Source organism: Pauljensenia sp. UMB6358 (genome assembly GCF_030216865.1).
Taxonomy (GTDB): Bacteria; Actinomycetota; Actinomycetes; order Actinomycetales; family Actinomycetaceae; genus Pauljensenia; species Pauljensenia turicensis_A.
Genome location: NZ_JASOMS010000008.1, coordinates 1 through 12,048, shown reverse-complemented (window position 1 = coordinate 12,048; position 12,048 = coordinate 1). Strand labels below are relative to the sequence as shown.

11 protein-coding genes and 2 pseudogenes are annotated in these 12,048 nt (G+C 53.9%); 4 read left to right on the top strand and 9 right to left on the bottom strand.

What is annotated here, in order from left to right; all coding sequences use genetic code 11:
* Window positions 1-248 precede the first annotated feature (248 nt).
* Window positions 249-950: a TetR/AcrR family transcriptional regulator gene (locus tag QP381_RS06650; RefSeq protein WP_285068126.1), complete on the bottom strand. Its 702-nt coding sequence runs from the start codon at window positions 948-950 to the stop codon at window positions 249-251.
* Between the two features lie 93 nt (window positions 951-1,043).
* Between QP381_RS06650 and QP381_RS06645 the strand changes: the two genes are divergently transcribed.
* Entirely contained in the window at window positions 1,044-2,267 is a 1,224-nt protein-coding gene (locus QP381_RS06645; protein WP_101628603.1) for an MFS transporter, read from the top strand.
* A 510-nt stretch (window positions 2,268-2,777) separates the two neighbouring features.
* Here QP381_RS06645 and QP381_RS06640 read toward each other — a convergent pair.
* From QP381_RS06640 to QP381_RS06615, 6 genes and pseudogenes are all read right to left on the bottom strand, one after another.
* Window positions 2,778-4,190: an ABC transporter ATP-binding protein gene (locus tag QP381_RS06640; RefSeq protein ID WP_285068123.1), complete on the bottom strand. Its 1,413-nt coding sequence runs from the start codon at window positions 4,188-4,190 to the stop codon at window positions 2,778-2,780.
* Entirely contained in the window at window positions 4,187-4,873 is a 687-nt protein-coding gene (locus QP381_RS06635) for an energy-coupling factor transporter transmembrane component T family protein (RefSeq protein WP_006680335.1), read from the bottom strand. The genes QP381_RS06640 and QP381_RS06635 overlap by 4 nt, the downstream gene beginning before the upstream one ends.
* Window positions 4,866-5,462: an MptD family putative ECF transporter S component gene (locus QP381_RS06630; RefSeq protein ID WP_285068121.1), complete on the bottom strand. Its 597-nt coding sequence runs from the start codon at window positions 5,460-5,462 to the stop codon at window positions 4,866-4,868. Before QP381_RS06630 ends, QP381_RS06635 begins: the two co-directional genes overlap by 8 nt.
* A 35-nt stretch (window positions 5,463-5,497) precedes the next feature.
* Window positions 5,498-7,246 (bottom strand): ABC transporter ATP-binding protein, encoded by a 1,749-nt coding sequence (locus QP381_RS06625; RefSeq protein ID WP_285068119.1) that lies wholly within the window; start codon window positions 7,244-7,246, stop codon window positions 5,498-5,500.
* Entirely contained in the window at window positions 7,243-9,030 is a 1,788-nt protein-coding gene (locus QP381_RS06620) for an ABC transporter ATP-binding protein (RefSeq protein ID WP_285068117.1), read from the bottom strand. Before QP381_RS06620 ends, QP381_RS06625 begins: the two co-directional genes overlap by 4 nt.
* Window positions 9,031-9,437: 407 nt before the next feature.
* Window positions 9,438-9,569 (bottom strand): annotated as a pseudogene (locus QP381_RS06615) (ATP-dependent Clp protease proteolytic subunit); the annotation flags it as partial.
* 137 nt (window positions 9,570-9,706) lie between these two features.
* Between QP381_RS06615 and QP381_RS06610 the strand changes: the two are divergent.
* Window positions 9,707-10,498, top strand: a complete 792-nt coding sequence (locus tag QP381_RS06610; RefSeq protein WP_179369987.1) for a hypothetical protein — start codon at window positions 9,707-9,709, stop codon at window positions 10,496-10,498.
* Here the strand turns inward: QP381_RS06610 and QP381_RS06605 are convergent.
* A pseudogene (locus QP381_RS06605) lies at window positions 10,468-10,662 on the bottom strand (terminase TerL endonuclease subunit); the annotation flags it as partial. The gene QP381_RS06610 and the pseudogene QP381_RS06605 overlap by 31 nt on opposite strands.
* 337 nt (window positions 10,663-10,999) lie before the next feature.
* On the opposite strand from QP381_RS06605, the gene QP381_RS06600 reads away from it, so the two are divergent.
* Together QP381_RS06600 and QP381_RS06595 are read left to right on the top strand one after the other, a co-directional pair.
* Window positions 11,000-11,404, top strand: a complete 405-nt coding sequence (locus tag QP381_RS06600) for a hypothetical protein (protein ID WP_285068115.1) — start codon at window positions 11,000-11,002, stop codon at window positions 11,402-11,404.
* Window positions 11,405-11,495: 91 nt separating this feature from the next.
* Window positions 11,496-11,915 (top strand): hypothetical protein, encoded by a 420-nt coding sequence (locus QP381_RS06595; RefSeq protein WP_179369986.1) that lies wholly within the window; start codon window positions 11,496-11,498, stop codon window positions 11,913-11,915.
* Here QP381_RS06595 and QP381_RS06590 read toward each other — a convergent pair.
* Window positions 11,905-12,048, bottom strand: a 144-nt coding sequence (locus QP381_RS06590) for a transposase (RefSeq protein WP_285068167.1), incomplete at its 5' end; no start/stop codon positions are given. The two genes, QP381_RS06595 and QP381_RS06590, sit on opposite strands and share 11 nt — an antisense overlap.

Here is a 12,048-nt window from a genome sequence, read left to right as displayed (position 1 = left end):
ATAGGCTGCGGATTCCTGGGAGAAGCCTGCGTGCTGTGAAGAGCGATAGCTAGTTCATTGGTGGTGGCGTATTTGATGTAGTCGTACCAGTTGTTTGGAAAGCTCTGGATGCGGTGGATTTTCTTGTGTTTATTGGAAAATCGCAGGAAATAGAGGGAGAGGCTGAAAGGCTCTGTTCTTAGCTGGATGACTTGCGATTTTGGGAAATATTTTATGCGTATTGATGATTTCTCTTGTTCACGGGTTTGTTAGGCGTTTTCGCGAGGCAAGATCACTATCTCTAAACCGGTGAGTACGACTTCTATGATGATTTCAAAGTATTCTTGACTCATGCGGTCTTCGTTTTTCGGGTTGGCTAGCGGAATTAAGTAGCCCTGGATTATGTCGGTCAGCGTTGTGGAGCAGGCAGCTAGGGGCTGAAGTTGGGTAATCATTTGGCCTAGGTCGTGGCGCTGTTCCTGCTTGGTTGGGCTGCGCAAGTTGCGAGCAGTGATGCTCCACAGCGTCGTGTTGGTGATAATTGAGTATGCGATGTGAATGTACTTGTTAAAACCAGCGTCCCGTAGTTTTTCGTAAGCCACCTCCAAGATTGGTATAAACGCGGCGTCTATATGTCCATACATCAGTTTGTCGGTGACTCCGGGGAATTCAAGAAAGACGGGCCTGACATTTTCTGCTAGGGAGATGAACCAATCTTTCCATTCCAGCTGCTCGTCCGGTAGCTCGATGGTGCTAGTGATTTCGCCGATTACAGAAGCGGTAATGGCGTCACGGTTTTGGTAATGGTGGTAGATGACAGAGGGAACTACTCCCAGACGCTGCGCAAGGTCACGAATCGACCATTTTTCTAGACCGCACTCTCGGGTCAGTTCCATTGCGGTGTGCGTGATCTTTTCCTGCGTCAGCCAGGCGCGTCTACCCGTGTTTACCCGCTTGTCTTTATTTCCCACGAAAACAGCATACCCTCAACCTCGACAATACTAGAACATTGTTCTAGTATTGTTTCAGCTTGATTGGCTGTTCACTTTGGAAAGGATGTTTTAATGTGCGCCACTAACGAACAAAACGAGAAAGTCGAATCAAAAATAACGGGACTGTTTCCCCTGTTTTTGACGGTGTTACTGGCGTATATGGGGCAGATGATTCTTAATCCAATTCTGGCTCCGCTATCGCGCGAAATCGGGTTGAAGGAATGGCACATTGGCGCCACCATTTCGTTAGCAGCCGTAATGTTTTCTCTTACCTCCACCAGGTGGGGACGGGTCTCATTGCGATGGGGATCTCGGCGTATCTTGCTTATTGGCATGCTTGCCGGAATCCTGGCTCTAGGCGGATTCGCTGTGGTGGTGTGGCTAGGATTTAAGGGTCTGCTCACCGGCATAGCGTTGATTATAGGAGTGGTCATAACTAGGGGCGTGCTGTACGGCGGTGCCATCGCATCAGTTTCCCCAGCCGCGCAAACCTACGTTGTGACGCATACCTACAGTGAGACGCAACGGGTAAAAGGTGTGGGAATCTTGGGCGCTGCGCAAGGATTCTCGTCTATTCTTGGAGCCTTATTGGGTGGCAGCCTTGCAGCTATAGGCGGTTTCATGATGCCCCTGCTGGTGATGCCTCTGGTCATGCTTTTAGGCGTTGCCGTTTTGCTGCTAACATTCAAACCCACAGGTGGCGAAGAAAAAGTCGCTCAACCGGCAAAAGTTTCCTATTTTGATTCAAGAGTATTCGTGTTCCTGGCTTGCGGTTTCCTCATGTTTACCGCTTTTTCTACCGTGGCTACACTTTTCGGCTTTTTACTGCAGGATGTTTTGAAGCTAGCGGCCGGCGCCACAGCAGGGTTCACCGCTTTGTGCATGTCAATAATGGGTGTGGTGATGATACTGGCGCAGGCCTTGGTGGCTCCAAGGTTAAACTGGGGTGCTAAAAAACTCTTTAGAAGAGGGTTAATAATCGTTCTTCTCGGGTTACTGCTCTTGGTTTATCCACTAAATCTTGGACTGTTCATCGTGGCCAGCATCTTGACAGGCTTTGGTCTAGGTCTGGCGATGCCTGGCTACAACACGGCGCCTACTTTGCAAATGAAGCCCGAAGAGCAAGGTGGGCTGGCCGGGTTGATTAATGCTAACAATGGTGCAGCCTATGTAGTGGCACCGATAGCCTCCACCGCACTTTACGGACTCTCTCCGTGGCTACCAATGACATGTTGCACAGTTCTGATAGCTACGGCAGTTTTGCTGAGTTTTTATCATCCCGAGTTCCGCGAATAATCTCTTTATGATTAGAAGCAAAAACCATAAAAATCCCTGCTAAAGCGGTGTTGACTTCAGCAGAACTATGATGTCTAGTCGCTGCGAGATTCAAACAAACTCAAACGTCTCAAAAACCCCATGTAAACACGGGGGCATTCAGCTCAATCGCTTGTAATGGTGTGTATATTCTTCATTGGTAATGACCCTGAAGCTATTGAGAACACCTGGCGCTATATAGGCAAGACAGAAAACTTTGTTGAGCGCTTACGCGATCGTGACAAAAGAAGCCGCAGTGGGAAAGAGAGTCGGCGAACGAGTGAACAACGTCGACGAGGAGGGTGCCAAGCTTCCTGTCATAAACGCGCCGATAGCTTGCGCCAGGACGATGCTAAACACGAGTCCGAATGCGATGGCGAGCTTTTTCGCAGATGTGAATCTGTGGCGGCTTCTTGCGCACTCGGCCCGTGATCGTGGTGGTGTTCGTTCACGATGAGTTCCTTGTAGAAACCCGGCTCGTGAATCCCTCGTTCACTCTTGTAGGCACATGTCTGAGCAGGTGTTGATTTGGTCGAGGTGGATAGCGTGGTCGGCGGCTTCGGTGACGAGTTCGGCGTCGTGGGTGATGACGATGACGACGGCACCGGTATCAGCGAGTTTGCGCATCACTTGAGAGATTGCGACGAGGTGCTTGTAGCCCACACCCGAGGTCGGCTCGTCAAAGATGTAGACATTTTTGTTCGCTGCAAGTGCTGTGGCGATGACCAGGCGTTGGCGCTGCCCACCAGACAGCGCTTGCGGATGATCGGACTCGTGCTCCGCAAGATCGAGTTCTTCAAGGATCGCCTGGGCATCGATGTGTTGTTTTTCGGCTCTCGTTATCCCGAGCGTGACTTCGTCAATGACGGTGTCTGAGAACAGCTGCCGTGTGGGGTCTTGCATGACAAGGTATGTGTCCCGGCTGGCGAATTTCTGTCCATTGAGTGTGATGGATGCACCTTTGGCCTTTTCAAGTCCGCAGAGGATCCGTGCCAGTGTTGATTTGCCCGACCCGCACGGGCCCAACAGTGCGCTGATTTTCCCTGACGGAAAGAGCACATGGTCGATGTTGAGAACCGTTTTCCCGTGCCGGTAGGCGAAGGTGAGATTGCTGATCTCCAGCCCATCTCCTGCCGGTTGCGGAAGTTGTGGCATAGACACAGTCACTAGGGATCGCAGTCCAAGCTGTTTGCGCTCCTCATCCGAGGTAGCGTAGAACTCTTCGCCGGTTGCGGTGAGGGCTATCTTGCCTTTGTCGAAGCAATAGACGCGGTCGACGATCCCGGAAAGGAAACTTAGCCGGTGTTCAGCAATGATGATGGTGTGTCCATCGGCTTTGAGCCTGGCGATGAGTGTGGCGAGTTGATCGATAACGTCAGCGGACAAGTTCGCGGTCGGCTCGTCAAAGACGATCAGCGACGTGTTGTTGCACATGGCGACGGCGCAGGCCACGCGTTGCATCTGCCCACCCGACAGTTGTGTGACGCGGGATTCCAGCAGGTCGGCGATGCCTAACTCGGTAGCGACTTCGTTAATGCGCGCACAAATCTCCTGCGGGTCGCGGCCGAGGTTTTCTGGGCCGAAGGCGAGTTCTTGACGCACGTGAGTGGTGTAGAACTGGGTGCGCGGGTTTTGAAACACTGTCGAACAGTGGTGGGCAAGGCGTGGCAGGTCGGCTCGTGCCACGTCAATGTTGTCGACTGTGACGCTTCCGGTAAGGTCGCCGTCGTGGAAGTGCGGGATCAGCCCGTTAAACAGCCGTAGCGCGGTAGTTTTCCCAGACCCTGACGCGCCACACAGCAAGGTGACGGTTCCAGGTGTGATGGTGATGGTTGCGTCATTGATTGAGGGGTGGTCTGCTCCTCGATAGGTGAAGGTGACCCCAGTTGCTTGGGCTGTTGTCATAGGACGATTCTCCATATCGCGAAGCCGATAACGATGAGCAGAATGACTGCGTCGATCACACGGAATTTCACGACTGTGACTGAGGTGGGCTTTGCGGTTCCGCCCAGTCCGCGCACGAGGGCAGCAGATGCCAGTTCGTCCCCGCTGCGTACCACGGTCGATAGCAGCGGGATTGTGAAGTACTGGGCCGCGCGCAGGGAAAGCGCGGACATGCCGCGTAGCTTCATCGCATCTGAGATCGCTTTAACCTCGTGGCCGATCACGGGCAGCACACGTAAGGCAACCGAGATTGGGATCGTGAAACAGGTTGGGATTCGTGAGCTGGCGAGTGCTTTTTGCAAGGTGGCGGGTCGGATCACGCCGATCGCGTAGGCTCCCATTCCTGCGCTGACACTGAATCGCCACATCCACTGCAAAAACAGCACGAGGAACGCGCTGGCCGTTGACTTCCACACCAGTGGTATCGCGAAGACGAGCCCGCCGAGGAGCGCAAACGTGGCCAGGTAGACGGCCACCCAGCTCGGGCGCACGAGCGTGTTGGGATTGATCGCAGCGCTCGCCAGCATCACGGCGGCGAATCCGCCCAGAGTACACACGAACCACGGCGAGTAGGCACTGTAGATCGTGGTGGAGACGATGACGAGCGCTGCGATAATCGTGCGCGGGTCGGGAAGTTTAGACAAGACCGGCCCGTTCAAAGTGCTTACGCGCCACCCGGGTTCCCAACAGACCAGCAAGCCAGCCCACGATGAGCATCACGACGAAGAAGCCCAGCAGAATCGGAATCGTGACGACCTGCGCCATCTTGGCAGCGTAGTCTGCGCCCATTTGTTCGGCGATCTGCGACATATATGCGTCTTGGTTCATAAATAGCGGCATCCACGGTGACACGTAGATCGGCAGAATAAACAGTGCGTATGCCAGCGGAACGCGAACCTTCACGCTCTTCGGCCCCTTGGTGATGACTAGGTCGGCGAGCAGGCCGAACACAGCGGCCACCGCGATGCCGCCCACCCAGTGGCCGGTCACGAAAAAGAGGATTTCGATGATAATCAGCGTGATTGTCAAAGCCCCCATCTTCGGAGTGCGTGCTGTGAACAGCGCAAAGACGATGCCGTTAACGAGGATCGAAAGCAAGAAACCGGCATACATGGCGGCGGGAATGAACCCGAGCATTCCGAATGCAAATACGATGACGAACATCAAAGCGGTGAAGACGCCAATGTTGATGAAGTCGCGCGTGTTGAGGTGCGAGGACGTGCGTGTGGACATAGTTATTCCTTTCATGATTGTGAACAGTTCTGTGTTTAGACGAGTTGCCATCCGGCAGCATTGATGCGTTCTTGCCAGAAATCGCGGTATTGACCCGGCTGGTTAACCAGCTCATCATGGCACCCGCGCTGGGCGATACGCCCACCGTGGGAGAGCACAATGATTTGGTCAGCTTGGCGAATGGTTTCCAGTTTGTGGGCGATGACGATCAACGTGGAGTGCCTGCGTAGCTCGTTCATTGCCGCAACAATGTTGGCTTCGTTTTCCGCGTCCAACGCGCTGGTGGCCTCGTCGAACAGCACGATCGGGGCTTTCTTCACCAAGGCGCGAGCGATGGACACACGTTGACGTTCCCCACCCGACAGGGCGCGTCCGCCAGCTCCGGCCAGTGAATCCCAGCCATCTGGGAGCCGGTTGACGATTTCCGTCACGCCCGACAGATCAGCCGCCCATCGAATCTCTTCAGCGGTGGCTTCGGGGTTGCCAAGGCGAATGTTAGCCTCGAGCGTGTCATTGAATAGGTAGACGTCTTGGAAGACCAGGGATATCTGGCGCATCAAATCTTCGGTGGTCTGCTCGCGCACGTCCACTCCGCCAACGCGCACGCTGCCGGACTGCACATCCCAGAAACGTGCAACCAACCTCGCGATTGTGGTTTTTCCGCAGCCGGAAGGGCCAACCAGGGCACACATGCCGCCTTGCGGGACATGGAAGGAAATATCGTGCAGCACCGGAGTGTCCGGATCGTAGCCGAAGGTGACGTCCTCGAAACGAACATCGCCAGGAGCGCTCACCGGTGTGGAGACATCGGGTTCGGACAGTTCGGGAGCGTCCATGACCTTGTCGACGTGATTCATCTGCTGGCGGCGTTCTTCCAGCCCGGTCATGCAGCCACCGATGTCTTGGAGCATGGTGGTGAACCGCAGGCACATGCCGATGGTGACCACAGCGTTCAACGCATTCATCTGCCCGCCGAGGGCGAGTTGGGCGGTCAGCCAAATCATTACTACGACAAGCGCTTGGACGAACATTCCGTTTATCAGGTTCGCTAATGTTTCGATCCACAATGCTTTGCGGCTTTTGCGGTCAGCCTGTTTGAATGCCCGATCAAGGGCCGGGTAGTCGTCGGCGACGTGGCAGGAACGTAACGCGCCTTGGCAGGTGGCGAATTCGACCATGCGAGCCGCCAACTCTGATTCGGCTGGTTCGGAAATCTGCTTACCTTTATTGAGTAGGACACGGGAGCTATGAAGGAAGGCGAGCATGATCGGGAAGGCGATCGTCAAGGTTAGACCCAGCCGCCAATCCCAGAACCAGGTTCCCACAGTGACTACGAGCACGGCTGAGAGTTTTTGGACGAGGGAGAAAATGAAATGTGCCGCTGACTCGCCCAGGTTCATCATTTCCTGGGTGACCATGCGCGACAGTCGGCCAGAGCTACCCGAATCGAACATGCCCAGTGGTAGGCGGGCTACCTTGTTACCCACCGCTTGGTGGACGTCGTGAATGAATCCGAGCGCGCCGATATAGCCGGTGCGCATGCCATAAAACTCGGTGCCTACACCCGCTACCGAGATCACCGCCAAGGCGATGAGCCAGCCCCAAAACGATAACCCCCACACCGGCATTCCGGTCGCTAGGGCACTTGCTGCGGGAAGCAAAGTCAGCAGGGCAAAGCCGTGACACAGTCCTGAGACCGCACCCCACGCTTGACCGACCGAGAGGTCTCGCCACGAGGCGGGTTCCATCAAACGCTTAAAGCGTGGCAGCAATAGTTGATTCATCGTGTCATCTCCTCGCATGCACCTTGGGCAAGAAGTGCCTGATAGTGCGCATTACCCACCAGGTCGTCGTGCGTACCGACCACAGCAATGCGCCCGCGTTCCATGACGACGATTTGGTCTGCCCCTCTGATCGAGGCCAGTCGGTGGGCGATCACAATCACGGTTCTGCCTTTGGCAAGAGTCGAGAGAGCTTGTTGGATTTTCGATTCCGATTCCGGGTCCGCCATCGCCGTCGCCTCGTCCAGCACCAACACTGGGGCATCAACCATGAGCGCCCGGGCGATCGCGATACGGGCTGCCTGCCCGCCCGAAACGTGGGTGTCCTCCCCCAACACGGTGTCGTAGCCATCTGGCAGGCTCATGATGAACTCATCGATCTGCGCTGCCCGCGCCGCCTGCCGCACCTGATCCAAGGTTGCGTCTGGCGCGCCCAGGGCAATGTTGTTGTGGATGGTGTCGCGAATAAGCTGTGCATCTTGCAGGACAAATGCGACCGTCGAATACAACACATCCTGGGAAATGCTCTTTAGATCAACCCCGCCGATGGTGATCATGCCAGCGTCCGGGTCATCGAAGCGGGCCATCAAACTCGCCAACGTCGACTTCCCCGCACCCGACGGACCAACCAGCGCGGTCACCGTGCCTGCCGGAACGCTCAGGCTCACCTCGTCTAATGCCTGGGTGTCGTCATAGGCATACGACACACCCCGAATCTCAATATCATGACCGTGTGGTGTCTGTGGCGCATCGGGCTGACTCAACGCCGGTAGCTCCATGACGTTCACCAGCCTCACTGCCGCAGACCCTGCGAGCTGGTACGACCAGGCGATCGTTGCCACCGTCATCAACGCTCCCGGCAACACCAAGGCGATCAACGTCGTCGTTATCACCTCGTAGATGCTCACCCAACCGGCGTTCATCATCAACGCGCCACCGCCAAGGTTCACGATCAACAACACCGGGATCGACACCCACGAAAATGAGGCGACCGACATCGACACCAGCGGCATACACCACGCCCGGTAGAACTTAGAAAACTCGTTAGCTGCATCTAAATAGGCTTTATGTGCTTGGCCAACCTTGCCGAACGCTTTCACCACTGAGATACCGGCAACGAACTCGGCCATCGTTGCCGAAACCTGAGCGAGCTTGGTGTCCATTTGGGCGGTCTTCTCATTCATCCCACGCATCGACATGCCATACATGCCCACATAGAGCGGGATCGTCGCAATCGACAGCAACGCGAGTCGCCAATCCACCACAAACGCATATATCAACAAGGCGAGCGGGGATACGATCGCGTTCAGTTTCTCGATCGGCCCGTGCGCGATCACTGTGTGCACCGTGGACGTATCATCCTGAATGGTCTTGCGGATCTTCCCCTCACCCTCGCGGGTAAACCACGACAGCGGAGCAGTCGACATTCGGGCGGCAATTTGCCGACGCATCTGATTACGCAACGACAGGTCAATAAAATGCGTCACGCCCAATGCAACAAAATATAAGGTCAACCGGGTCATGTATGCGCTGACGAGAAGCATGACAATCCAGTTCACCCGCGCCGGGTCCATCTGGTCTTGCATAAGTTCTCTGCCAAGCTCCACCAGAGCCACATACGGGGCAATAGCTAACACACCAGAGAGAAAAGCCAAAACCTGCGCGACGAACAGCTTGCCTTTCACCGGCTGCGATAGCTGACGGATTGCGTTCTGGCCAGCGACAGATTTTTCCTTCGCGGACCCATACTCACCGTCAACAACCTGATCCATTGCACTATCGTCCATGCAAACACCATCCTTCTTAGGCAAGGCTAATCTTATCTAAATTCTGGGAGGTGTACTTAACCGTGCGCGTCAACCGATACGAGCATCACCCTTTCAGGGCAATCCTCACCTGCTCACCGGTGCGGAACACGAACCGGATCGTGTCCTCGCCTACGATGGCTGATCGATGAGTGCGCTCCACTGTGAGGGGCGGAACTCGCTCGCAGGTTCCCCTGCCAGATCGCCTAGGGCTGTGGTGACGGCCGCATGTTTGGCTGTCTTTGCTGCGATATCTGCTTCCAGGCTTGTTTTGCGTGCGAGTGTCTTACGGGTAGTACGCATCGAGCTCGGTGTACTTCTTCGACCTCAACAGTTGGTCGATTGTCGGCGAACACATCCAGCACATCCGTCAGTGGGTGGCCACGAGATACGTCTGCGGCGCTGGCGGCGATGCCGTCGATATTGACGGTGACTGTGCCTGGGTAGTCGATGAGCATGTTGTAGATCTGCGCGGCAGCCACCACATCACCGCCAGGCGAATTGAGCCAGATCGTCACCGGACGGCCTGACGTGGTGCCGCCGAAGAAGAACGAGTAGCCACCGCCGGTAAGGGTGTGATCGTCAGTTTTCCGGGTGGTGTCACCACGTAGCCACTCGATTAGCCTCATTGAGATTGACTCCGTGCAATAATAGACAAATGGACGAAGCCTTTGTTGCAGAAATGACGAAAAGCATTGAAGTAGCCTTGGAAGATGACGAACCTTGCCTGCGCAATGCTCCAATTGATGAATTCCCTGATATTGAATTCCGGTGGTTTCTCACGCGCGATTTGAATGAGGATAAGCCAAAAAATGTCAAGGCATCTTCTGGACAGATCTCAAGTTCGGGCACCCATCTCATCTTTATCGGAATGAACCCCGCCCAGGCGACGTATTTCGGACCAACTAGAAAGGGAGGTGATTCAACTAAAGAGGAAGGTGATTCAAATAAAAAGCAAGGTGATTTAACTTGTGCAAGAATTGTCAACGCATTTGCTGGCGGATACTTACCGGAAGACTTCTACCCGGTCTCTCGCTTGAGTTTCTTCAATCTCATTCCTATTGTGGATCAGGATCCTTCCGAAGCTCAGCAAAAGTGGAACAAAGTAGGTAGTTATCATGCAGAGATTCTGGCAACCAATCTCGAAGTATTAAGCAGACTGCTTGCCATCGAAGATAACTTTATTTTAATTCCCGCTTTCGGCGTGAAGATAAAACCGTCAGACTGGAGATGGGAAGGATTTGAAAAAATCTTCCCACTTCTAAAGGGCACCTTTGATGATATGGACATCTCTGATAGGAATGACCGCCTGCTTTCCGTGAGAAATAACTACCACCCAAGAGGTTGGCCATCAAACGAAACCCTCGGAACAGCTTTTTCACCAGCCTGGGAGAAGCTTGAGTGTTTAGCTAGAAAGAGTCAAAGGAGTAGAAGCCCCCGCTCGTCATAAACGCTGCCGCTCACGTGTCCGGTACCGTTTCGGATCGCACGATCGAGCGCCATGATGGTGGCAACCACGCCGTCAATCTTCTCCGTGCTCTTTTACTTGTCGGGCTTGATGTTCCCGGCCGGATCCGTGCGTACGTGAATGTTATCGACCATCCATGACAGGACGCTTCACCTAGCCCGCAAAATCTACCAGCTCCTCAGCAAAGAACTAACCAAGAAACACGTCACTCTAGTAGCTTGACAAATATAGAAGCATCAGACAGATACTCGGGAGCCTCTGGTATAGGCGCTCCCGTGCGCCTTTTTGTGACTGTCGGGTTCAACGCACCAGGCCTCGTGCCCGCATTCAAGCGATATCCGCCCCGATCAGCATTATCCATAGCAATGCAGGGAAACCCTTCTTGTAGAATGAAAACCTATTGGGGCATACAACTCCTGATGCCGTTGCCGTATCAAAATGTGTAGCGAAAAGTTGAAGGGACTGGTCATCAAAAAAATATCTGTGTTTCTTGTATCCGCTCTGGCATATTTTGTCGGCGCGTGGCTTTTCGCCGCCATCTTTCAACGGTGCAAGGATCAGGATCAGAGATTTTTTGTGGTCTTCTTATTGATGCCACTCATGTATGTGTGTTTCACGATTCTTCTTCTGCTTTTCAATAAACATATCATCGGTATTCAATCTGCCCGCGCGTTGCAACTTTCAGCAGGAGCCTTTATCGGACTCTCAGCTTTTCTCTTTTCACTCGATGGTGTCGGCTCGTTAGTTCATAGTGATTCTTTTTCTCAACTGCTGAGCCAGTTTTCCGTTCCCGCCATCGGCGCTCTTGTTGCTGGTGGTGTAGCGCTTGGGTTTAGCGTTTTTACCCAAGCGCCACACCAAGGAAAAGACCAAATCAATTATCGGTAGATGAATTCAGCTAGCTTTCGGCAAGCTGCCAAACGAATCTCTAGTGAAGTTGGCTTATCTTTGACTAGGTATGGTGAGGGAAAGGGCACTGATGCGTGATATCGTCAAAATCGCTCTGGTCTATGCCGTATGTGTTCTGGTATTCCAGACTGTTTTTCTCAGCGACCTGGTGTGGGTGCTGTACCCTGCGGTAGTCATTGAACCGATTCTCATAGCTGTAGTCGCATTATTAATCACCCGGAAAATCCAGGTAGCAGACTGGCAGCTAAACTTTTTTGTTTTGCCACTCTTGCTTTACTGCTTTGGCTTGGTTGCTGACATTATGGCATTTTGGATTTCAACTGGAGGAAGCGTGTTTTCAACCGGAAATCACATTTGGTATCCAGTAGCTCCAAATTCCCCTTGGGATGTTAAATGGTGCGGACTTTACGGAATCCCAGCTGTTATTTTCATGGCAGGCTACCTGATTCGTTTAGCGGCTCTTCGTACTTGGGCGTGGGTCATAGGTTGAGTCCTCCGCTGACGAGGAGTGTGCGGAGGCGGTAGTTTTCGGGGTTGCGGAAGCCACGTGCGATGCGTCTGACGAGTTCGATGATGCCGTTGATGGCTTCGGTGCTGCCGTTGGTCGCACCGCCGGTGGTGAA